Origin of the sequence: Candidatus Paracaedibacter acanthamoebae (assembly GCF_000742835.1) — a bacterium.
GTDB lineage: Bacteria > Pseudomonadota > Alphaproteobacteria > Paracaedibacterales > Paracaedibacteraceae > Paracaedibacter > Paracaedibacter acanthamoebae.
The window spans coordinates 238,149-262,902 of the sequence record NZ_CP008941.1 but is presented as its reverse complement, the minus strand read 5'-3'; the positions used below and the strand labels follow the sequence as shown (position 1 = coordinate 262,902).

Annotated in this window: 14 protein-coding genes and 2 pseudogenes; 12 read left to right on the top strand and 4 right to left on the bottom strand. The window is 39.6% G+C overall.

Annotated features, from left to right (window positions below):
• The first annotated feature begins 114 nt into the window (after positions 1–114).
• Positions 115–816 (top strand): IS6 family transposase, encoded by a 702-nt coding sequence (locus ID47_RS01070; protein WP_038462919.1) that lies wholly within the window; start codon positions 115–117, stop codon positions 814–816.
• A gap of 321 nt (positions 817–1,137) precedes the next feature.
• On the opposite strand, the gene ID47_RS01065 is transcribed toward ID47_RS01070, so the two are convergent.
• Positions 1,138–2,142 (bottom strand): IS110 family RNA-guided transposase, encoded by a 1,005-nt coding sequence (locus tag ID47_RS01065; protein ID WP_038462882.1) that lies wholly within the window; start codon positions 2,140–2,142, stop codon positions 1,138–1,140.
• A 186-nt stretch (positions 2,143–2,328) separates the two neighbouring features.
• On the opposite strand from ID47_RS01065, the gene ID47_RS01060 reads away from it, so the two are divergent.
• Complete coding sequence (locus ID47_RS01060; protein ID WP_038462917.1) at positions 2,329–3,147, top strand: GNAT family N-acetyltransferase; 819 nt, start codon at positions 2,329–2,331, stop codon at positions 3,145–3,147.
• 286 nt (positions 3,148–3,433) lie between these two features.
• Here the strand turns inward: ID47_RS01060 and ID47_RS12205 are convergent.
• A pseudogene (locus tag ID47_RS12205) lies at positions 3,434–3,550 on the bottom strand (IS6 family transposase); the annotation flags it as partial.
• A gap of 537 nt (positions 3,551–4,087) precedes the next feature.
• Between ID47_RS12205 and ID47_RS13600 the strand changes: the two are divergent.
• The 5 genes from ID47_RS13600 to ID47_RS01045 all read left to right on the top strand — a co-directional run bounded on the left by ID47_RS13600 (position 4,088) and on the right by ID47_RS01045 (position 9,893).
• Positions 4,088–4,210: a hypothetical protein gene (locus tag ID47_RS13600; RefSeq protein ID WP_269516650.1), complete on the top strand. Its 123-nt coding sequence runs from the start codon at positions 4,088–4,090 to the stop codon at positions 4,208–4,210.
• Positions 4,211–4,242: 32 nt separating this feature from the next.
• Positions 4,243–7,806, top strand: coding sequence for a tetratricopeptide repeat protein (locus tag ID47_RS13070; protein WP_051908363.1), 3,564 nt, complete (start codon positions 4,243–4,245; stop codon positions 7,804–7,806).
• Between the two features lie 179 nt (positions 7,807–7,985).
• Positions 7,986–8,111 carry a hypothetical protein gene (locus tag ID47_RS13595; protein WP_269516649.1) on the top strand — a complete coding sequence of 42 codons (126 nt, stop codon included), beginning with the start codon at positions 7,986–7,988 and terminating at the stop codon, positions 8,109–8,111.
• A gap of 33 nt (positions 8,112–8,144) precedes the next feature.
• Entirely contained in the window at positions 8,145–8,975 is an 831-nt protein-coding gene (locus ID47_RS01050) for an IS110 family transposase (RefSeq protein ID WP_051908360.1), read from the top strand.
• Between the two features lie 204 nt (positions 8,976–9,179).
• Positions 9,180–9,893 carry an IS6 family transposase gene (locus ID47_RS01045; RefSeq protein WP_038462914.1) on the top strand — a complete coding sequence of 238 codons (714 nt, stop codon included), beginning with the start codon at positions 9,180–9,182 and terminating at the stop codon, positions 9,891–9,893.
• A gap of 300 nt (positions 9,894–10,193) precedes the next feature.
• On the opposite strand, the gene ID47_RS12200 is transcribed toward ID47_RS01045, so the two are convergent.
• Together ID47_RS12200 and ID47_RS01035 are read right to left on the bottom strand one after the other, a co-directional pair.
• Positions 10,194–14,825, bottom strand: a complete 4,632-nt coding sequence (locus tag ID47_RS12200) for an SEL1-like repeat protein (RefSeq protein WP_075261538.1) — start codon at positions 14,823–14,825, stop codon at positions 10,194–10,196.
• Between the two features lie 5 nt (positions 14,826–14,830).
• Positions 14,831–16,039 (bottom strand): patatin-like phospholipase family protein, encoded by a 1,209-nt coding sequence (locus ID47_RS01035; RefSeq protein WP_038462912.1) that lies wholly within the window; start codon positions 16,037–16,039, stop codon positions 14,831–14,833.
• A gap of 405 nt (positions 16,040–16,444) precedes the next feature.
• Between ID47_RS01035 and ID47_RS01030 the strand changes: the two genes are divergently transcribed.
• The 5 genes and pseudogenes from ID47_RS01030 to ID47_RS01010 all read left to right on the top strand — a co-directional run bounded on the left by ID47_RS01030 (position 16,445) and on the right by ID47_RS01010 (position 24,662).
• Positions 16,445–17,155: an IS6 family transposase gene (locus ID47_RS01030; RefSeq protein WP_038462904.1), complete on the top strand. Its 711-nt coding sequence runs from the start codon at positions 16,445–16,447 to the stop codon at positions 17,153–17,155.
• A 58-nt stretch (positions 17,156–17,213) separates the two neighbouring features.
• Positions 17,214–17,537, top strand: a pseudogene (locus tag ID47_RS01025) (transposase); the annotation flags it as partial.
• 185 nt (positions 17,538–17,722) lie between these two features.
• Complete coding sequence (locus ID47_RS11490; protein WP_051908358.1) at positions 17,723–20,734, top strand: FkbM family methyltransferase; 3,012 nt, start codon at positions 17,723–17,725, stop codon at positions 20,732–20,734.
• 60 nt (positions 20,735–20,794) lie between these two features.
• Positions 20,795–24,382: a type I polyketide synthase gene (locus tag ID47_RS01015; protein ID WP_051908356.1), complete on the top strand. Its 3,588-nt coding sequence runs from the start codon at positions 20,795–20,797 to the stop codon at positions 24,380–24,382.
• Between the two features lie 19 nt (positions 24,383–24,401).
• The gene (locus tag ID47_RS01010) at positions 24,402–24,662 is read left to right on the top strand and encodes a hypothetical protein (protein WP_038462908.1); all 261 of its coding nucleotides are present in this window, start codon (positions 24,402–24,404) and stop codon (positions 24,660–24,662) included.
• Positions 24,663–24,754 lie beyond the last annotated feature (92 nt).

Sequence of the window (24,754 nt, the reverse complement as noted above, 5' to 3'; positions counted from 1 at the left end):
AAGGAGTTGAAAGTAGAATTGTTGAAAGCTGCTGCATGCAGCTTTTGGGTTCCGTTGCAAATTTTTGAGAAGTTGTTAAGTTAATAATAAATTATCTAATAAATGGTCTCTGTAATGAAACCTAAAGAGTTCAGATATCGCCATTTTCTTCCAGAAGTTATTTTGCAATGCTTGCGCTGGTACTTACGTTATCCCCTCAGCTATCGCCAATTAGCAGAAATGATCAGTGAAAGAGGGATAAAGGTTGACCATACGACCATTTACCGTTGGATTCAGCATTATGCTCCTGAATTTGAGAAAAGGATACGCTGGTATGCTCGTCCATCAGCTTGGTCGTTAAGGGTGGATGAAACTTATATTAAAGTCAAAGGCCAATGGAAGTATCTCTACAGAGCAGTCGATAAATATGTGTGCACTGTTGATTTTATGCTAGCACATACTCGGGACCTGGCCGCTGCTAAGCGATTCTTTAGAAAAATGCTGAAACAGTGTAGAGAGAGGCCTTCATCTATTACAACAGATAAGCATTCTTCTTATCATACAACTATCGAAGAATTAAAAAAAGAAGGGGGTCTGGATGAACGCGTCAAGCATAGACAAGCCAAATATCTCAACAATATCATCGAACAGGATCATCGACGTATCAAGCGTCGTACCCGTCCCATGCTAGGATTCCAATCGTTCAAGACGGCTAACCGAACGCTCAAGGGAATTGAAGCTATGGCTATGATGCTTAAAGAACAAACAATTTATTTGACGGAAAGCTTCCAAGATCAGGTCCGATTTTTCAATCGTCTTTTCAACGTATACGCCTAAATTCTGTCCAGATTATATATGCTGCAACCTTAACTCAACCTTTTTCCAAATTTGCAACGTATATGGCCTGAGCAAGAATGCAAGAGTTTTTTTAAAAGAAAACATTGAGGTGCGGACGTATATTCGGCTTTTAACGAAGGTTTATCCTTCTAGCCCAGATGGTATATCCGATCACTTCTTGCCCTTATCGGAACCATGGTTTTTGTAAACCGTGTTGCAAAACAGGATCTCAAGAAGCTGGTAATTCACTTTGTCATCTTTTTATTTTACTCTAGCAAACCTCGGTGGTAGGTCATCCTTATAATTTTACTTATGGGATATCTAGTGAATAGAGTGGTACTCAGTTTGTTTGGCAAGTAGAGACCATACAATTCTTGCATTCTTATTAGCTAGAGCTACATAAGCTTTCTGTTTACCACAACGCTCAATCAGCTTCTCTAACCAATTAGAACGCCTTTTAGCAAAGCTAATAAAGGCGCGTGCTCCGTGAATAAGAAGCGTCCTTAAATACCGATCCCCTCTTTTGCTAATGCCGAGCAGCACCTTTTTATTTCCGCTAGAATGCTGACGTGGTACCAATCCTAGCCAAGCGGCTAAGTGACGCCCATTCTTAAAGTTAGAGATATCACCAATTGCTGATACCAGAGCTGTTGCTGTTAAAGGGCCAATCCCTTCAATTTTTTTAATCCTTTGGCATGCTTTATTCTCGCTACAAATTTTGGCGATCCGCTTATCTAAAAGCTTAACTTTTTTATCAATTTCCAAAAGATCTTGATGAAGCTGGCAAAAAACCTCCAGAGCTAAACTTGTCAGCAAGTTATTTTGATTTTCCAGAAACTGAGGTAATTTCTCCCTCAAACACCCAATACCTTGAGGCGCCACAAGTCCATATTCACTAAGCAGTCCTCTAATCTGATTGACAAGGGCCGTCCTTTGCTGCACCACTCTTTGACGGTACCGATGGAGCGATTGGATATCCTGCTGTTCTATAGTTTTAATTGAAACAAATCTCATATTAGGCCGTGCTACTGCTTCACAGATAGCTTCAGCATCATTCGCATCATTCTTATTCGTTTTAACATATGGTTTTACATATTGTGGGCTCATCAGTTTCACTTCGTGCCCGTAAAGCTGAAACTGGCGGGCCCAGTAGTTAGATCCACTGCAAGACTCCATTCCTATAAGGCATGGAGGTAGATTGGCAATAAAGCTAAGCAATTGGTCACGTCCAATACGCTTCTTTAGCACTGTCTTGCCTCTTTTATCAACGCCATGCAGTTGAAATACCCGCTTGGCTATATCAATCCCTAGTGTTTTTATTGTCATGGTGGGGTCCTTATCTTTATTTATTCCTTTTACATCTCCAGATTACCATTCTTTTCTCATAATCTGAAAGTTGCTCAGGCCATCCCATCAGAACCGTTATTTTTATGTCCAGGTTTTTCCTTGATAATTTCATTTTTTCCTTATACTTTATTATTCGAAAATAATCTAAATTAAGAAAAAAGAAAGATGTATAAAAACAAAAAATTTTTAACTACCTTTGCCCTTATAGCTCTCATATCTTCCAGCTATGGAAGCCAAGCAGAAAAAGAGGAACTTCTTTCGCGCCCTAATTCTTTCGAAACGAAAAATTTAATAATTGCCCCCACGCATGTCGAGGATATCGATAGAATATATGAGATGCATTATGACCATTATGCCCTTGAGTTTATGGACAAAAACCCCGAAGAGTTTAAAAAAAAGTGCCCTTATCATCCCGAAAACTCAAACTATCATGGCAAAAAACAAGAATATACAGCTCAGGTAAGAGCATACCAAGAAAAAGAGGCTCATGAAAAATCCAAATTCACTGATTATTCGATTTTCCTAAAGAAGGCGGGAGAAGCCAGCTTTCTAGGCCACTATAAGTTAACCCTAGGGACACCTTATGTCAACTGTCGTAAGAATGAGCCTTTCATTGATATCATGATGTCTGCCCAAAAAAGAGGAAGAGGCTACGGTACGGAAGCTCAACAGGCAATAACTCAGGAGGTAATTGAGGTACTCCTTCAATCTGAAAAATGGGAACGCTTCAATGCTGAGATCCTTGCAGAAAACGAAGCTTCTTGGAAGCTCCATGAAAAATGTGGATGGCGTTCCTATGAAGAGGTGAACATATTCAATACGGTTAAATATTACATATACCAATATCCACCAAAAACATGTGAAGAAGAGGTGGAGGGGTTGAGTGAAAATGGAATAGTGAAGAGTGATCATATCTCTCTGAAAGAGATGGAGGATTTTATGCGAAGTTATCGCAACGCCTCCTCCCGGTCGGGGATTGGATAATATATTTTAAAGTAAGAGCCTGGGATTAAAGGAAGAATTATTATGAAGTAGGAGACCATCCAAAACTGGGGGGTCGCGGCAGAATTACTGACCTAATCCTTAAATTTCTATGGCCCCAATTTGTCTTAAAATCCGCAGAACCAAAGCTATTGAAATACTGCTAAGCTATTATTAATCATACCTTATTTTTCCTTGATTTCCCTAACGACCCCCCGGTTTTGGATGGTCTCCATCTTTGTAATGTTGAATGGTCAATTTTAGCTCCCCGGATCATCATCATTTCTTATAATTCGCGATAGCTCAATGAAAAACGGCATTTCATGTAAACGAACAGCATAATGACTTCGGCTGAGGAACAAAATCCTTTAAAATGGGGAAGTAATTTTGGTGATATTGTAAGCATTTGACAGACCTCTTATTGCCTACAATTTACCCCTAACTAACTTGACATACACTAGATGCGACAGAACCAGCGCCTGTTGATCCGTTTTTTACAAAAAAGAAGAAATGGCTCTAAATAAATATTCATGCACCACACAACCCCTTGCCTGCAGGCAATTGGGCCTGCTTTAAGGTTCGCTTGAGCTTTTTTGCACAACCACCAGGTGCTATTAATTACTAATTTCGCATGAAGTCAACAGGAATTTATTGGTTAGAATTATCTACTTTATCTTTTTCCATTTATGGGAATATTTTTATACAAGAATAATAATGGTTTTTTGTTTACTTTTTAGTAAACTTCCTTGCAATCAGAAAGGAGTATATTGCGTTGGGCACGACATATCCAATATCTGTGCTAGCACTTTATTTTATTCCTTTTTTTCTAGTTTACTACCAAAGCAACATTCCAAAATTTCTTAATCAGGTGCTTCCTAATAAAGGAAGACGCCTTATACCTTACACCTTCCTTCTAATACTAAAAAACTTATAGGAAATAATAATGAAGGCTATTCTCCTGGCAGCTGCTGCCCTTAACAAGACAGCCTTTGAAGAACAAGAGCTATGCTTTGCAAAAGGCTATCAAAAAATTAACAATGACTGTTCATCCAAAACTACTTATTAACTACTTATTAACTACTTTATAGGGTACAACTCATGAAACAACGGCACAATAGTCTTCTTACTCTTGCTTTAAGTTTACTTCTTGGTACCAGGGTATGTTGCGTCGCCTCACAGGCAATGGAAAATCCATCAAGTATTGATTTAGCAAATATTACCAGCACATCTTTAAGCCTTAAAGGAAGGAAGATTGGAGGTGCTGAGGCGCAGGTCCTAGCCAAGAATACTACCCTCACTTCCTTGAATTTGGACAATAATGATATTGGTGCAGAAGGCGCTCATGCCCTGCTTCAAGGTTTAAGGAAGCATAGCAACCTTATTGAGCTCAAGGGAGTCGCTTTCAATGAAAGAGAGACGGCGGAAGTTGCAGCTCTTCTTGCCAAGAACCGCACCCTGGCTGAAACACGTAAAGTCCAAGCGCAGTTGCTAGACTTATTCTCTGAAGGCTTGGGTGCTGATCACCCTCTTAGCCATCTCGCCTTAAGCCTTGCTGCTATTCAAGGGTTGGGAGGGCCTCCCTCCCCACTTGTTGCAGTGCGCCATCTGAGCCAAGCCCTTAAACAAGGCGAATCACGGGCTTTACCCCATCTCCGGACACTAGCAGAACAAGGCCATGCAGATGCTCAATACGCCCTTGCTCAATCATATGAGCACGGCCATGGCACGCTCCCTCAACCTCTTGAAGCTCTTCATTGGTATAGACAAGCAGCTGCACAGGGCCATTCCCAAGCTCTGGAGCATTTAGTATCTGACAAGGAAAAAGCTGCCCAAGAAGGCGACCGTCAGGCACAATATGAGCTCGCTCAAGCGTACTACTATGGAAATGGCTTGCCTTTAAATATTGATGAAGGCATTAATTGGTTTAAACGTGCAGCAGAAAATCATCATGCGCCTGCTCAACTCTTTTTAGCCCGTCTTTACGAAAAAGGTGAACATGTGGTGCAGGATTCCACACAAGCCTGTGAGTGGTATGATAAAGCCCTACAGCAAGGTGAAGAAAAAGCCCTTATTGGCTTGAAGGCCCTTGCCCAGAATGGTTCTATAGAAGCTTGTTATGCTTTAGGCCAAGCGTTTGAGAAAGGGCAAGGAGTTGCCCAAGATCTTCTGCAAGCGCGCCAATGGTATGAAGGTGCAACCTTACAAAACCATGCTCCTTCTTTGTATGCATTAGGGGCTCTGACTGAGGACGGACGCGACCAAAGCTTTAACAAAGCAGAGGAGATTCTTGCACTTTATCAGAAAGCTTATACCTACTATGATCAAGCTCAGCATTTAAGTCATCCTCAAGCTACTTTTGCTTTATGGCGGGTAGCGCAAACAAGAGATTCCCTGAAGGATATTAAAACACCCGAGCTGAGACGCAATCTCTTGTTAAAGAAACTTCAAACTGCCTTGCCTGCCTCTTTAAGCCCTGATGTACTTTATAAGGTGGCGTATTTGGCTGAGATCATTCGCTTGGGGTTCCAGGAAGGGCCACAAGAAGCCCTTTTCCAAGCTCTTTATGATTTAGGCCACTTTCCCCGACACAGCTATCAAAGCCGTGCAGTCCTAGACATGCTCATCCATTTAATTAACTCAGAAGAATTCAATGCAGATGCTTTAGATGAGCAGGAAGATAATTTCAGACTTACGGCCTTAGGACGTATCTGCCGCGGTATTCATCTCATTAAGGAACCCTCATCATTAATAGCTCCTGATCAACTCCCCCCTCGCTTGCGTGTTGCATCCGATGGGATAAGGGATGTGCGTGTGGAGGTTTTCAATTGTTTGTTTAAACAAGATCAAGCCACCAGTCATTGGCCGGCTTTTGAGCAGTCTATCCATCGTCTGTTAGGTTACTTTGATCAAGGCGTCATAGCAGGCAAGATCACTGCAGAGATGCTGTATGATGAAGAGTTTGATGAGCATGGAACCCGTAAGGCTTTAGAAGATTTATTGCGTGGTGGTAAGGTTGGGCGTCCTTCTGCTCGCTTTGCCAACCGGTTGATTCAGATCGAGCCGTTAATCTTGCAACTTGATGAAGGAACACGGTTTGCTCAATTGTCTTCGTGGGCACTTGCAGGTCTTCATTGCAGCACGCGTGCAGAGAAGGAAACGTATGATTTTTATGTCCGTTATATGAGTGAAGGCCAAAACCTTGACAGGGAAGAGTTAAGTCTGGAGATGCGCATTGCCCTTAGCTTGGCAGATCTACGTAAGCAACTTATAAGCCGACTTGTTCCTATGGACGAAGTAGAACGCTTGCATCAGGTGGCGTACTTAGAGAAGAAAGCAGGGCCTCTGCTTGCCGTGGTAGGTGATGCTGAAGCGTTTCAAGATAGACATGAAATTATTGTCAAAACTGTCTATAAAAGCTTGTCTCCTGAAGACATCCTGAAACATGTACAAGCCCATTATACGGTTGATAGTATTGCTAACTTTTTAGCTGAGACCATTAATCGGGGCACGCGGTTATCATATACGCACCTTGCGCATGCTTTTGAAGAGCGGAAATCGAGCATCAGCCTTGCAGAGTTTTATGATGAGGAGATCACTACCTTTACCCCTCAAGGGGCTAAAGCTCTATTGTATAGTACAGGGTATTTAGAAAGAGAGCAGATTGAAGATAATCTTCAAGATAAAATCAAGCTTTGGAATGATTTAGCACAAAAAGGCAGCCAAGACGCCTTAAGAAATTTAATCACCACTGCTGAGCAAGGACATGCAGAGGCACAATTTAATCTTGGGGTGATGTATGAAGATGGCCAAGGCGTTACGCAGGACGATGCGGAAGCCGTGAAGTGGTATCGCAAAGCCGCTGACCAGGGAGATGCTGATGCTCAAAATAACCTGGGAGTTTGTTATTACAATGGCCGTGGCGTACCGCAGGACGATACGGAAGCCGTGAAGTGGGTCCGCTTAGCCGCTGACCAGGGACATGTTAAGGCTCAAAATAACCTGGGAGTTTGTTATCAAAGTGGCCAAGGTGTGACGAAAGACAATACGGAAGCCGTGAAGTGGTATCGCAAAGCCGCTGACCAGGGACATGCTGCGGCTCAATATATCCTGGGAATTTGTTATTACAATGGCCTTGGCGTCACGAAAGACGCTACGGAAGCCGTGAAGTGGTATCGCAAAGCCGCTGACCAGGGAAATGCTGGGGCTCAACGTATGCTGGGAGCTTGTTATGACATTGGCCAAGGCGTTCCGAAGGACGAGATGGAAGCCGTGAAGTGTTACCGTAAAGCCGCTGACCAGGGACATGCTGCGGCTCAATTTAGCCTGGGAAATTGTTATCAAGATGGCCGCGGCGTTACGCAGGACGATGCGGAAGCCGTGAACTGGTTCCGCAAAGCTGCTGACCAGGGACATGCTGCGGCTCAATTTAGCCTGGGAAATTGTTATCAAGATGGCCGTGGCGTCACGAAAGACAATACGGAAGCCGTGAACTGGTACCGCAAAGCCGCTGACCAGGGACATGCTGCGGCTCAAAATGAGCTGGGAAATTGTTATTACTATGGCCGAGGCGTTACGCAGGACGATACGGAAGCCGTGAAGTGGTACCGCAAAGCTGCTGACCAGGGAAATGCTGCGGCTCAATTTAGCCTGAGATTGTTATAAAAATGTCCAAGGCGTTACGAAGGACTATATGGAAGCGGTGAAGGGGTACCGCAAAGCCGCTGACATGGGACATGCTTGGGCTCAAAATAGCCTGAGATGGTTATAAAAATGACGAAGGCGGTATCGTCATCAACTTGTCTGTTTGAAATGATATAAGATAAATTTATCAAGGTGACTTGATGATCCCACAAGGATGGCCATCCTTGTGGGATCGAGAGGCCATATTCGTTATCAACTCGGTTACTCATAACCGTAACATAGAGGGAATTGCCCCCTCTTCGTCTATTTATCGAACAGTTGGCTGAGCTTTTATGCTCGTAGACAAGTAGGATTATGACATGACCCATACCTTTACTGCAACTATCGGGATTGATATATCAAAACAGTACCTAGATCTTTATCATTCAACCCTTAAACAGACTCAGCGTTATCAAAATAATGCTTGTGGATTAAAATTGCTTTCTGCCTTTATTGCTAAAAATACCGTCGATTGTGTTGTTTTTGAACCAAGTGGGGGATATGAAAAGAAATTATTAAAATTCCTTTGTGAAAATGGCATTCCTTTTTCTATGGTTCATGCCCTTCAAGTTAGAAAATTTGCTCAAGCTAAAGGGATAATTGCTAAAACAGACCTCATTGATGCAGCTCTTTTAGCAGAATATGGGCTTAAAATGCAGCCTAAACTGACCTCGATAGAGACTGCTTTAACCTCAAATGACTTAAGATGCTGGGTTCAACGGCGTACTCAAGTAACTAATTTAATCCGTTTGGAGAAACAATACTTAGAGCACCAGGACAATCCGATTATCATAGCGTCTATAAAGAAAAATCTTGACTCTTTAAAGTCTCAGATTTTAACCATTGATCAAGAAATTCAGCGCTGCATTCATGAAACAGAAGCCTTAAAGAGAAAAGCAAACCTTCTCAATACTGAAAAAGGTATAGGAAAAGTCTGCATATCTATCTTACTGTCTCAATTGCCTGAATTAGGTCAACTTAACAGCAAAGAAATAGCCGCTCTGGTAGGAGTAACGCCTCACAATAGAGAAAGCGGATTGTGGAAGGGGTATCAAAAAACATCGGGCGGAAGAAAAATAGTACGATGCGCTCTGTATATGGCCACGATTTCTGCTAGTCGATACAACTCTAAGAGACTGTGTGAGAAGTAGGAAAAAGGATTAACGTATATAACGCCAATATGATCGCTAGCTTAGCAGAGCAAATAAAAGGAGCTCTGCAGTGAAGAGAATTTATGAAAGTGATTTAAGTGATCAAGAGTGGTCTATAATCTCTCCTATGATTCCTCCCAGTAGGGCTGTGTTGCAAAAAGTTGGAAATCTTTTTAGGTTAAGTAAAAAACTAATAGGCTTGATATGAATGACTTCAAGTGGCGACACTATCAAGGTGCAATAATTCTGAGCTGTGTTAGGTGGTATTGTAAGTATGGAATTAGCTACCGTGATCTAGAAGAGATGATGGTTGAGCGTGGTATAGAGGTTGATCATACCACCCTTTATCGCTGGGTGCAGCACTATGCGCCTTTGATGTTGAAAAGGTTGAGCTACTTCTGGCGCCCATCTCTTGGTCTTAGTTGGCGTGTGGATGAAACGTATGTCAAGGTAAAAGGGCAATGGAAGTACTTGTGCAGAGCCATTGATAAGCATGGACGCACGATAGACTTCTATCTATCTTCTACAAGAAACATCAATGCAGCTAAGCGCTTTCTATCTAAAGCTCTCAGGAAGCTTAAGGACTGGGAAATACCAAGTACCATCAATACAGATAAAGCAGGTTCCTATCCTGTAGCAATCAAGGAGCTCAAGGAAGAGGGTACTTGCCCACAAGAGGTTAAGCATAGACAAGTTAAGTATCTTAACAACATCATAGAAGCAGACCATGGTAAGTTGAAACGCCTAATCAAACCAACACTGGGCTTTAAATCTATGAAGACAGCTTATGCTACAATTAAAGGCTTTGAATTAATGCGTATGTTTAAAAAAGGTCAACTGAGAGCCTGGTATTATGGCCAAGGACTCATGGGTGAAGTGCGCCTAATTGACAGACAATTTGGTATTTATACAGCTTAAATACTTACACTTCATACCACTTTCCTAATCTTTATAACTTTTTGCAACACAGCCAAAATTTCTATCTTTATCCTTAACCCTTAGAACTTGTTTTGGAAGAATTTCTCATAAACTGAAAGCTTCAGCTAAGAGAGTTCATAAGCATCAGGCCTTAAGTATTTGGCATCAATCTACTCAAACACAGGATAATTTTGTCTAAAGTTCCTCATAATTAGGAAAATATATTCCTCTTGAATTAATGTGACAACGCCCATTTTATCAAGATCCTTACCATCCCTCATATTGAGCTAGTGCAAATTCTTATTTCCCAAGCTGCTCAAGCCTATCTCTAGCATTTTCATTATACACCTTTGCCGATTTTCCATAGTATCTTATTGCTTTTGCAAAGTTTTTTTCTGTACCTAATCCATATTCATACATCCGGCCAAGAGAATAAAAAGCATCTTCGGCATGGCCCTTCTCCCCCTTTTGATACCAATATTGCGCTTGACTGAGGTCCTTTTTCACCCCTCGACCTTGTTCATACATCCAGCCAAGATTATAGTGGGCGTCGGCATTATATTGTTCTCCTGCTAACCGGAAGAGTCTCACAGCTTCTTGATCATCCAAAGGAACGCCCTCCCCATCCCGATACATCAAAGCTAAGTTGTATTGGCCCTCATTATCTTCCTGGTCTGCAGCTTTCTTTATCCAGAGTAAGGCTTTTTCTAAATCTTGCTTGGTTCCCCAGCCTTCTTTATATACACGACCTAGTGTAGCTTGCGCTAATGGATAATTTTGGGCTGCCGCTTTTTGATAATATTCTATTGCTTTTGTTAAGTCTTTCTCAACCCCCCGCCCATAATGATACATATCACCAAGAAGGTTTTGAGCAGAGCCTTGTTGGTAAGGCTCTGCCATAAACTGTTCAGCAGCTTTTTTGAAGAAATGTGGCGCTTCTTTCCTTGTTGTTGGCACTAAGTTCCGTTGATATATAAATCCGATATGATATAATGCATGGGGTTGGTTTTGTGCTGCAGCTTGATTGAACCAAGATAAGGCCTTAGCAAAGTCTTGCTCGACATATTTGCCATAGCGATACATGAATCCAAGATTATATTGCGCGGTTGCCTCTCCTTGCTCCGCAGCTTTGGAGTACCAGAAAAAGGCTTTGGCATAATCTCGTGCTACACCTTCAGCGTACAAGTACAGTGTGCCGAGGTTATTTTGCACGATTGCAAGCCCTTGTTCTGCAGCCTTAGAGTACCAGAAGAGGGCTTGGTCAAAATCCTGCTCAATCTCCAGGCCCAAGTGATACATGACTCCCAGGTTAATTTGTGCGGCTGCAAGTCCTTGTTGTGCGGCCTTGGCGTACCAGAAGAAGGCTTTGCCAAAATCCTGTTCCACCCCCTGACCTCGCCGATACATATATCCCAAGTTATTCTGTGCGTTTGCATTCCCTTGGTCTGCCGCCAGGGTAAGCAATTCCTTGGCTTTGTCAAAATCCTGGGTCATCCCCTGACCTTGCCCATACATAAATCCCAGGTTATTGCGCGCAACTGAGTTTCCTTGGTTTGCAGCCAGGGTAAATAATTCCTTGGCTGTGCCAAAATCCTGGGTCACACCCTGACCATGCTGATACATGTATCCCAGGTTATTTTGTGCATTTGCATTTCCTTGATCTATAGCCCTAGTATACCACTCAATCGCCTTTTTATAGTTTAGAGGCACCCAGTAACCACAACGATAAAAAGAGCCTATGGTATCTAGGACACTAGAATGCCCGTTTTTAGCGATATCGAGCACATCCATCAAGGCCTCTAAATTACCTTCCTTTTCACCACTTCCAAATAACATCTTCCCTTGCTCTAATACTTGCTTTAAGCGCGCGCTAATACCTCCATCTTTTGAGCCTAGGGTGAGGGAGGCTGATGTCGTCATATCGTAACCACTGAATAGTAGAATCTTCCCAACCCATTCAAGAGAATCAATGGACTGAGAGCGGAGATTTAAGCGCTTTGCATGCCCCAGCACGGCCACGATATGTGAAAAATATTTAAGCGCATCCTCGCGTGACTCCCAATCATCAAAATTCGTTTTAAATAAGTCTGTTGCTTTTCCTAAAAATAAATTACATATCTCCTCAATCCGCTGCTGGCCCGTCTTTTTTATGTGCTGGGGGGCTTCTTGTTCATCTCTTGCTACTTCTTGCTCGGCGCGAATTACATATTGGACTAAGCGGTGAAGGGAGGCAAATTGATTATTTAACTTGATAAGCGAGAAGGCCGCTAGCTGAGATAGGCTATACTTTAAATTGATTTCTGATTGAGCAGACTTCAAAAAAATATCGACACCTATAAATTCGGATCCAAGGTAGGAAAAATACACCATTAAATCATGGGCTAAGGGAGATATTCTTCTCCCTGAGATTGTCCATGTCTTAGCAACAAGATCCCATCTTTCAGCCACGAGATGCTTATAAGAGACATCAGGGTCCAGATCATCCGGGTTGCGATGCTCCTCATCTTCTAATATATAGATTGGTTGTTTTCTAAACTCCTGTAAATAATTCTCAATCGTATACCCGCTGTCTTGAAGGTAGGCTATACAACCTGCTGCATGAGAGAGAGCCAAAGGGAGATAATCAAGCTCATGGGCAAGCTCGAGGGCTTTTTCTCGGCTATCTTCGGTAGGCTCCAGTTGAAGCCTTGTCAGAATATAATCTGAGGCTTCTTCAGGACGGAAGACATCGAGGAAAATCATCTTATCTTTCCATTCCTTACTATACCGAGAGGTGATCACAATATGCCCACCTGTCTGGGGGATCTTGTTGCGTAAAAAAGAAGGATTGGGGGCATTGTCATAAATAAGCAGATAGCTTCCTTCTTTCTCTAATTTCTTCTTAATACTGTCTATAATCTGGCCATCTGTATCATCTGTTCTGAGGTGGATTTCAAGTTTTCCTTCTCCGCAAATAGTTTTATACTCTTCAATCAAACTCCGCAGCGTGTCGCTTAGGATCCAATAAATATGCTTATAAGCTTTATTATCCAAAGCCTCATAGGCATATTTCAAAGTTAGCGTGCTTTTGCCGATCCCTCCCATTCCTACCACGGGAGCGCATACAACAGCTGTTTGCGCCGCTTCATGGAGCTGCTCCCATAAGAGGGTTAAGTAGCTTTTTTTCGATCCTTCAGGAAAACTTTCTTGGAAATTACTAAGGCGATCTGGCAAATTATGAGAGGGAACGGTTGCAATCACCTTCTGCCAAGGACGGGAATTTTTTGAAAGGAGACCTTTTGGTTTAGGGAGCTCTATCCCTAGTCTTTGTGCTTGCTCTTGATACCTATTTGCCTTATTGGCATTTCTACCCCCACTGGGATAGTTTTCCGAAGAGGAAGAATAATAATAGAATAGCTTTGAAATTGCTTTCCTCACTTCCGATTCAGCGGCCCGCTTCAAAAAATCCAATCCTGCATCTTCATCGGGGGGGATCCCTCCTCGCCCCTCCCAATAACACATGCCAATTCTGTAAAGTGGCAAGGCAGATTTAGTGGGGTCAGATTGCATATAAAGATAAAATGCTTTTAGATAATCTTTCTGCGTCCCTTTTCCTTTCCAATAACACTCTGCTAAATCCAATATCATTTCTTCGCTTATATCGTCAACTTTAGCACAGCATAAAATTGCATTATAAAAACAAATGAAGACTTGCTCATCTGACAGCCCTGGAGTTTTACCCTGGAGCCACCAATCAGACGCTGTCCTATTCCTCTTATCATCCCCTGCTTTCAATTGTTTCAGTTGGGGTGGGGGTGGAAGAGTAAAAAGCTTGCTTTCCTTTAAATAGTATGCTCGTATCCAGTTCACAATTAGTTCAAACTTCTCCTTTGTTAGGCGTACTCCTTGGTTCATATTAGGTCTTTTGCTCACGTTAGTATGAATGCCTGTGGTAAGAATTATCTCTTGATCTGGCTGCGAAGGGGTAAGCCATTTTCGCCAAATTGCCCCGCCACTTTGTCCCTCAGAAGTAAGGATCTCATATCTTATAACTTCCTTATCAAACCAACCTTCCTTCACATCTGCCTCTTTCTCCCACATTGAGGCGGAATAATAATCGGCACTCCCTTGGTTCCCTGGATAGCCTGTTACAGTAATCCTCCATTGATTAAAGAAAAGATCGGGAGCATAAATTAAACCAGACCACCCAGCATTATTCCCTAAGGGGCGATCTAAAATAACCATTCCAAAATCATAATTATCATCTGGTGAACGTTTTACCCATTTTTTTGGACAGAGCAAAATTGAGCCTTTACTACAGCCAAAAGGAAAACTATTCCTCTCTATCCCTGGGGCTCTTCCTGGGGTAAAAAATACTTTTGTTGCCCATTGAGGCGGATTAATATAGTTTCTATTATAAAGATTGTGGCCTGCAGTAAGGACATGATTGGGACCAACCAAAATACCAGACCCAACAAGTACTTGTTTCGCCCCCCTACCAGTTTTAAATGTCATTTGCAAATGACCATGCACGCGATGAGGCCACAGAGATGGATCTTCTACCTTCAGGCGTGTTTCTTTGACAGAGCCACTACTTTGTTGGGGGGCCTCTGGTCTGTCCTTTACCAATTCAGCTCCCCCTGGCTCTTCCTTTATATAATATTTTTTACGTAAAGATTGAGGTATGCTTAGACCTGCCTCTTGCAATGGTCTCGCTTCTTCCGGACGATAGCAGAGCGTATATTGAAGTTCTGGCGTTCCGGCCACAAGAAAGTCGGTTGTTTCACTATACTCTGGCTCCTTTCTCCCATCCTGACCCTGCTCTCGCAAATCAAAGCGATCAGTCTCTGAATCAGCTGATTTAGCAGAATCTGTAGCTTGTAGGATTGTAATCCCTACAAGCCCGGAGTAAAATAGATGCCTTATGAAGGTGAAATTAAGACAGTTTCCCATCCTTCTCACCGCCTTTTAACTTCCAAGAACTTATCTGTAAATCTATTAATTTGTTCTTGCATTCCTTCTTGCTCAGCATAACCTTGTAAATCATCAATTGCGCGCGGATCCGTCCTATCCATATCTATTTTTCGGTCTAGGAAAGGATTGACACGATAATAATTCTCTTCTCCCAAAAAACTTTGCATTGTTTCATGGTTTCCTTGGCTATTGCTATTCATGATGACTTCAATAATTTGTTTTGCATTAATAGCTCCTGCATTATCAGGCAGAATGGACGGTAAAGATTCATCCCCTGTTCCAAGAGAGAGTAAATAAAGATCACCAGGAGAAAAAACACCATTATGCAACTCTTTAACCATACTTGCTGTCACGAGTGTTGCTGGATTATTAACCCACATACCCCCATCAACAAAAGCATCTGTATGGGTTGTTAATCGATACGCTGGAAAGAAAGTGGGAGCTGCTGAGGTACATCTTGCAATTTCCCAAACTCTATGAGCCTGGTCTTCATCAGTCCGGTTCTTAAACAATTTTGGCCTCCCACCGGTTGTGCAAGAAGTAACCAACACTGAAGTGCTCATCTCATCAAATGTAGAATTTTCAAATTTCTCTTGCAACAACGTTTCAAGGCGACTTGGATCATACTTAGCTCCAATAAACCCACCTAAGGACCTTAAGGTGACACTCCACTGACCTGTTGTTGGGAATATTTCTGGCCCTCTATTTTCAAACAGGTCAACCATAGTATCAGGTTCTAAATCGCTCCCAATACCTAAAGCAAGAATTCCACCGATTGACGTTCCCCCCACATAATCAAATACTCGAGAAAGCCTATTATACCCCTCATCTTCTAATCTTTCGTGGAGGCTCTTTAGCCAGAGTGCTGGCATCAGTCCCCGCATTCCACCTCCGTCGATAGCTAATCCAAATTTTGGCTCAAGATCTATCTGTATGTAAGCGTGTCTGCGAGCATGATCAAGTGTCAAATTTTCTTCCCGTAAGAAGTCGCCTCTTGCACTTTCAGAGGGAACATACTGGGTCTCATCTTCTGGAAGCGTGGATATATCCCCTGCAGTCAAAGCCCTACCACTTGCCGAGATGTCTGGCTCCATCGCCATAGTCACATTCGAGACTAGGCCTATGGTTGCGAAAAAAACCGAAGGGTATCTGAACCCTTTAAGATTATGAATCAAATTTTTAGATCTAAACATCGCATCCTCCTTAATATTATTAACATAAAATATTTATTTAAATTATATACTTATATAAAATTATTGTTGGATATAAATTATGATTTCTTCTTGACTTTATAAATAAACACTTATTAATCTTAAATATTAAAAAGATAAAAATTTTCTCCTCCCCGTTAAATTAACTAATGAAGGATAGATCGGTCCATATATGAAGATGCCATATTTATGGCTTTGGAATTTAAATGGATTTCTCTGATCCACGTATCCCAATTCATCAGAAAGCTTTTTGGGTTTATGAGACCTTGGTTACGACCTATGATTTAGCTATTCAACAGAAATGCTAGATGATTTGGCACCGTCAACTTAACAAAGGATCAAAATAGGAATAAAGTAAGGAAAAAATAAACCTGGTATGATTCTGTCATGTCTTTAACCAAAGCTCCCAAACGTCACCGCTTCCCAGTCTCAATAATCAGTCAAGCTGTATGGCTTTATTACCGCTTTAACCTTAGTTATAGAGATGTCCAGGAACAACTAGCCTTTCGAGGAATTATCCTGAGTCATGAGACAGTCAGGAAATGGTGCACTAAATTCGCTCTTCATTTTATAGATGTCATCAAGAAGCATGAGAGGAAACCAAGTGATAAATGGCACCTGGATGAAATGGCTCTTAAGATTAATGGAGAGGTGTTTGTCTTATGGAGAGCCGTCGATAGCGACGGAATCGAGCTCGATATCTTTCTCCAAAAACATCGCAATAAGAAATCTGCTATCAGATTCCTAAGCCGATTATTGGGGACGTACCCAGCCCCAAGAGTTATTGTTACCGACAAATTGAAAAGCTATGTAAAGCCGATCCAATTCATGTGCCGTAAAGCAGATCACAGGACTCACAAGCGGCTCAACAATCGTATTGAAAACGCCCATCAACCGACTCGCCGCAAAGAAAAATGCTTGATAAAATTTAAGTCTGCTCCTGGCGTTCAGAGATTATTGTCCCTGATGGGGAAGGTCCGCAATATCTTTTCAGTAGAAGTTAGTCGGTACAAGAATAAAGCTCCTGATCAACGGTTTGCTTTTGCCGCCGCCAAGACCATTTGGCTGGAGGCGGCTCTAGAGCTTCTTTCTGTCTAAAATTGACAGTTCATAACCACAATATAACCTTTTTTAGTTAAGTTGACGGTGCCAGGCCAAGTATCCAAAGGCCACCCACTGCTTGAGCAAAGATCGCCCAGAACTGTTAAATTTTTTTGATTTCCCAGCCGAGCATTGGAAGCATATCCCAACCACAAACCCCATTGAAAGCACCTTTGCCACAGTCAAACATCGAACAAAACGATCAAAAAATTGCTTACCTCGCCAAACGGCTTTTGTTATGGTGTTTAAACTGATTAAAGAAGCTGAAAAAAGGTGGCGGCGTGTGGATGGCAAAAACCAATTGCCAAAAGTCATCTCAGGTGTCAAATTTAATAACGGTTGTGAAGTCATTCCTGATGATATCAAGCACGCTGCTTGAATGACCCGTCACCAACTTTTGCGAATATCTCCGATAGTATTTCGGTGAATTTAGATTCAACAGTAAATTTTTGGGTTTCCTTAGGAGCAAAAAATATAAAATTAGAGGCTTCGATGTAGCTTACAAATCATTATGGTATGTTATTTTGTACTATTTAAAACCCTAGTCAGAGCTTTGGAGGTAATATGAATGGAAATAAAGAACTGCTTGCGGTCGCGGCCACGTTTACAGCAGATCCTATAGAAGAAGCACTTCATTTTTGGATAAAAAATTTAAACATCCCCCTAGAAATAGAATTTTCTGAATATAATCAAATATTTCAACAATTGCTAAATCCAAACAGCTTATTTTCTAGCAATAAGAAGGGGGTAAACTTAATTTTGCTGAGGTTAGAGGATTGGTTAAGAGAAAAGATAAAAACCAACTGCAAAATAGATGAAGTAGACAAGAAAGGTCTTTATAAACTTTCTAATGGAATGCATATTTCTTGCTTGAATGAATATGAAGCTGATTATTTGTTTAAAGAAATATTTTTAGATCAAGTCTACATTAAAAATGGAATTTTATTAAGACATGACTCTGTTGTATTCGATATTGGAGCAAATATTGGAATGTTTTCTTTATTTATTCAATCTCTTTGCCCTGAATCAAAAATATATGCTTTTGAACCAGCACCACCAGTTTACGAAATTCTTAAGTTTAATACTTCTCTATATAATTCAAATGTTATGACTTTTAATTGCGGAATCTCTGGGATTGAAGGAACAACTAAATTTACTTTTTACCCAAATTCATCTGTTTTTTCAGGTTTTCATGCCGAAAAAAATAAAGATGAGGAAGCTATTCGTACTATTATCAATAATATGGTTACGGAGCAATTAAATATGCGAAGTAAGGAGAATGCTGATATAGAAAAAATTGTTGATGATTTGGTTCAAGGGCGGCTGCAGCAACAAGAGTATCAATGTAAGTTAAGGACTATTTCTTCCATTATAAAAGAACATAATATTGAATATATTGACCTATTAAAAATCGATGCTGAAAAAAGCGAATTTGATATATTGAAGGGAATAATGGACGATGATTGGGCAAAAATTAGACAAATTGTTTTAGAAGTACATGATGAAATAGGTAGTATGCATAGAGATATTGTTGAATTTTTAAAGATAAAAGGGTTTGAGTGTATTATAGAGGAAGAAATTTTCTTGCATAAATCTGGTCTAAAAAATATCTACGCAAAGAAAATAGGAATTGATTTAAAAAATGTAGAAAAAGAAAAAAGCAAGATATCAAATAATGTTTTTCAAAAAAATATTGCAACTCTTGAGCAAGCACTCAGCGAGTCGGTCCGTAGAACAAACGTGCCTCACTTACTAGTGTTTTGTCCTAATACACCCTTACAAGAATTAGGAAAATGGCAAAATTCAATCTATGAGCAATTGGAGGAAAGCATTTCAGAGAATGTTAAGCATATACAAGGTTTGGATGTAATTACCAGTAATGAAATTTTTAAAATGTATTCTACAATCAATTATTATGATCCTTATGGAGATAAAAATGGACATACACCTTTCACCCCAATTTTTTATACAGCTTTAGCTACGTTTATTGCAAGAAAGTTAAGAACAATTATGCTAGGGAAACCTTATAAGGTATTAGTTTTGGATTGTGATCAAACATTGTGGAAAGGGACTGTTGGTGAAGAGGGGGTTATAGGAATAGAACTTGATGAACCAAGAAAAGAGTTACAACGGTTCTGTGTAGATCAGTACAATAAAGGTATGCTGATTTGCTTAGTAAGTAAAAATAATGAAAAAGATATTTTGGAAGTATTTGAAACAAGAAAAGATATGATATTAAAAAAAGACCATCTCACTTCCTGGGAAATTAATTGGGAACCTAAATCACATAATATTCGTTCCCTCGCTAAAAAGCTATCTTTAGGGTTAGATAGCTTTATCTTCTTAGATGACAACATAATTGAGTGTGAAGAAGTGAGGTCAAATTGTCCTGAGGTTTTAACATTGAAATTGCCAAATAACTCTAGTGATTATCCTCGATTTTTAGAAAATATTTGGGTATTAGATCAGATAACTACAACTAAAGAAGATGCAAGCAGGAATAAGATGTACAAGGAAAACCTTTTACGCTCTCGATGTGAAGCAGATACCAATAGTTTTGAAGAATTTATTCAAGGGATTGAATTAAAAATCGATATTCATTTTGCAAAGCTATCAGAGTTAGAAAGACTTTCTCAATTGACGCAAAGGACCAATCAATTCAACGCTACAACCAAGCGACGAACCACTAATGATATAAGCTCTTTGATAAAGCACGGCTCTCAATGTTACGCATTGGAAGTGAAAGATCGCTTTGGAGATTATGGGCTAGTGGGGATGATAATATTTGATGCCGGAAATGACTCAATTATTTTAGATACATTTCTTTTAAGCTGTCGAATTTTAGGGCGAGGGGTAGAATATCATATCATTGAATGGCTAGGCAAAATAGCTAAAGAACTTGGAGTGAAAGTTGTTGAGATTCCTTATTATCCAACAGACAAGAATCAACCTATTAAAAATTTTTTAAACCATATATGCCAAAATAGTTGTGTAAAACATTTACAAGAAGGTTTACTTTTTTCCATTCCTATTGCTGAAGCAATAGAAGTAAAAAAATGGCAATTTCTGGAAAACAATAAAGAATTGAGCAAAACTTCATCCCGGTTAGAAGAGCAAGTTCAAGCAAATTCCAGGAATTCTCTGGTTGTTGCCAGTCGCCATTCAGAATTTATAAATTTTATTGCTGCTAATGTCAATGATATCGACGCCATCTTTAAAGCTGTTAAATCAAAGCAAGTTAAGCCAAGACCGTTACTTTCTTCAGAATACATAGAGCCAACAACAAAATTAGAAAAAGCGTTAGAAGAAACTTGGAAGAATGTTTTGGAAATAGACAAAATAGGAATCTACGATAGTTTTTTTGAAATTGGGGGAACTTCGTTGAAAGCTGTTCAACTAATTTCTCTTTTGAACCAAATGCTCAAAACTGAAATTAATACTATTGCCTTATTAAATTACCCTACTATACAAAAATTGGCTAATTTTTTAGAAAATTCATCTGAGGAAGAAACAATGCAACAAGAAATTAAAAAGCGAGGGGCAGCTAGAAGAGCGAAACGTCAATTAGCAACTTGACTCTAATAAAAGTAGAAAACAAATTGTAATTGATAATTAAAAAGGGAATTAAAAACGGTTATGAATAACGCTAAGCCATATAATATCGGTGAAAATGATATTGCAGTCGTTGGGATTGCCGGTAAATTTCCAGGGGCTTCTACACCGGAAGAACTATGGAAAAATCTTATTATTGGTAAGGAATCAATTACTTTTTTTACTAAAGAAGAACTTCTTGCACAGGGAATTAGTAATGAATTGATAGAGGATCCAAATTATGTTAGAGCTATGCCCATCTTAAAAGATGAAGATAAGTTTGATGCTCAATTTTTTGGCTATACTCCCCAAGAAGCAGCACTATTGGATCCTCAACAACGCCTATTTTTAGAATGTGCCTATCAAGCATTAGAAGATGCTGGGTGCAATCCTGAGGTTTACAAGGGATTGATAGGAGTTTTTGGGGGAGCTAGGTTTAACAGCTATATCTTGCATAATAACAATCATATAAACTTTAAAACTGATTTTCTCCCTACTCTTTTTTCTAGTACTAATGATTTTCTTTGTACTAGAGTATGCTATAAATTAAATCTAAAAGGACCGGGAGTGACTGTTCAAACTGCTTGTTCGACCTCGTTAGTAGCGGTCCATATGGCATGCCAAAGCTTATTAAATTATGAAACCGATATTTGTTTAGCAGGTGGCGTTGCAATTCAGGTTCCACAAGTTGCGGGTTACCTTTATGAAAACAATGGTATTTATTCTAAAGATGGACATTGCAGAACCTTCGACGCCAGTGCAAGCGGTACAATATTTGGGAGTGGATGTGGAGTAGTCGTTTTAAAAAGACTTTCCGATGCCTTAGCCAACAATGACTCAATCTATATGGTTATTAAGGGATCTGCAATTAATAATGACGGATCAAACAAGGTCAATTATTCTTCACCCGGCGTAGAAGGACAAACTCTCGTTATTCTAGAAGCCATAGAAGCCTCTGGAATAAATCCAGAGACCATTTCTTATGTAGAAGCGCATGGTACAGGAACTCTGATGGGAGACCCCGTCGAAATACATGGGTTAACCAAGGCCTTTCGTTCCTATACCCAAAAGAGACAGTTTTGTGCTATTGGCTCTATAAAGTCTAATATCGGGCATCTTGATATTGCTTCAGGTATTGCCGGACTAATAAAATTGGCATTGGCCTTTAAAAATAAAACTATTCCTCCCAGTATTAATTATGAGGTTTCTAATCCGAATATCGACTTTAAGAATAGTCCATTTTTTGTCATTACCAAAGCTACTCGGTGGGAATCTGAAAATGAACCCGTGCGCGCTGGAATTAGTTCATTTGGCGTAGGTAGTACAAACGTCCATATTATTTTGGAAGAACCACCTAGGCAAAAATCTATTATAGGAACCGGCACTCCCCAGCTTTTACTGGTATCAGCTAAAACACCAGAAGCTTTAGAAGAATCTGCAAAAAGGTTTGGAAGCTATATTAAACAAAATCCAGATGAGAGTCTTGCGAATGTAGCATATACAACGCATATAGGAAGAATGCATTATACCTATAGAAAATTTGTAGTATGTGATAGTCACAAGAAAGCAGCACAAGAGTTATTAGAGAGCCAAAGGATCACTTATTTAGATAGTAAAAACCCAAGCATTATTTTTATGTTTCCTGGGCAAGGAGCTGAATACGTCAATATGGGGCAGGAGCTGTATCATACAGAACCAAATTTTTCTAAGCATGTGAATGTATGTTTTAAAATTTTGGAAAAAGAATTAAATATCAATTTGCAAGAAATATTATATCCAAATCCAAGCAAATTAGAAGAAGCTCAAGCACAGATTATAAAAAATGAATTCGCACAAATCAGTTTATTTGTAGTGGTGTATGCTCTAGCACAATTATGGATAAGTTGGGGAATTCAACCAAAAGCTATGATCGGGCATAGTTTAGGTGAATACGTGGCTGCTTGCTTGGCTGGAGTGTTAACTATAGAAGATGCTTTAAAATTGGTTGCATTGCGAGGAAGGTTAATGGATTCTGTTCCTCCTGGAAAAATGCTTGCTGTTTTCGTTAACGAGAAACAGATCCAAGAGTATTTAAATGAAGAATTATATATAGCAGCAGTTAACAGTACTGAAAATTGTGTAGTTTCAGGATCTGGAGATTCTATTGAAAGATTACAAATTATCCTTGGACAAAAAGGGATTCTTTATCAATTATTAAACACTTCTCATGCGTTCCATTCCTTGACGATGGAACCAATATTGGAAGAATATAACAAAATTTTAGAAAATTTTAAATTTGATATTCCCAAGATAAGATATATTTCTAACTTGACTGGATGTTGGATTACTCCGGAAGCAGCAAGTAGTACTCAATATTACCAAGCCCATCTACGCTATCCTGTACGTTTTTCGGACGGATTAGATCTTTTGTTCCAAGAGAAAAACCTAGTACTTCTAGAAGTTGGGCCTGGTAATGCATTAGCTTCTTTTGCACTCCAGCATGCAAATAGAAAAGAAAATCACGTTATATTAAACTCATTAGCTTCAGTGAAGAATCCTCAAAAAGCTTCAGAAAAGCATTCTATCTTAACAGCACTTGGCGGTCTTTGGCTAAAGGGAGTAAAAGTAGATTGGGATCAATTACATAAGCATGAGCAACTTAATAAAACTCATTTACCTACCTATCCGTTCCAACGTAAGCGATTTTGGCTTGATAGTTCTCAGATTAAACCAAAAAATGGTAATCAATTTAGCTTGGATCTAAAAAACCAACCTTACCCTGGTGTCATTATTGATTCTCCTATTTTGAAAGAAAATATAATTTTTGAATCATATTTCTCAAAAGATTGGCCACTTTATATTAAAGATCATAGAATCGGCGGCCTATTAGTAGTAGCTGGTGGCTCGCATCTCTCAATGACTATAGCTGCTATTAATTTAGTTTTCAATAAAGAGGCTTATCTTTTGAAAAATGTTATTTTTTCTCAGGCACTTACGATTAAAGACAACGAGAGGCGAAAATTGCAACTTGTTATGCCAGCCGACCTTAATGCAGTTAATATTGTGAGATTGTATAGTTACTTAGCAGGGGAAGAAGGTATATCTTCTAAATGGGTTCAACATTTTGAAGCAACTTTGGAGGAGGCAAAAGAATTAACATCATGCTTTTATGACGAGGAAAAAATCAAAAAAGCTTTTAGTACAGAAATATCAGCTAATAATTTATACGAATTAATTAATAAGCGTTCTGTAGTTTTGGGACCTAGCTTTCAATGGATTAAGCGTATTTATTGTGAAAAAGGGGAGGCCTTCACCTTTTTAGATAAACCTCATGGGGACTTAGGAGACCTGCCGATTCAACGACAATTCCATGCTGGATTGATTGATAACTGTTTGCAAACCTTAATGGCTTGTCTAGAAAATGAAATTGGTACTTTCCTTCCTTTTACGATTGAAAATTTAATAGTATATGCACACTCCACAGGACCATTCGTTTGCCATGCCAAACTTCTTGATAGGCATTTACTTAATAAGGGCATCGTAAAAGGTAATATTGAACTTTATGAAAATACCGGGAAACTGCTTGCAAAATTTGAAGGGGTATTTCTAAAAAAGAATCAAAAAAATACTATATTAGATAATTTTAGGAAATAAATTAACTGAAGGCGATATTATGGATAACGAGAATTTTTATGAAATACAATGGAAAAAGATACCAATATTTTCAAAATCACTACGTGAAGCGGAAGTAAATTTAAAATCAACGGGTGGCTGGATTTTATTCTCTAACAAGAAGAATGAATCAGAAAATTTAATAAAAAATTTGAACTTTAACAGATCAGAAACTTTTTGTATTTATAAAACAGAAGATTTAACCAAAACAAAAAATCTAAGAATGAGTTTTTTGTTCGAGAAAGTAATGTTGAAGATTTAAAAGTTGTTTTTGAAAACTTAACTAATAAAAATCAGAATTATAAAGGCATTATATATTTATGGGAAATAAATGACGAGCATTATATAAAAGAT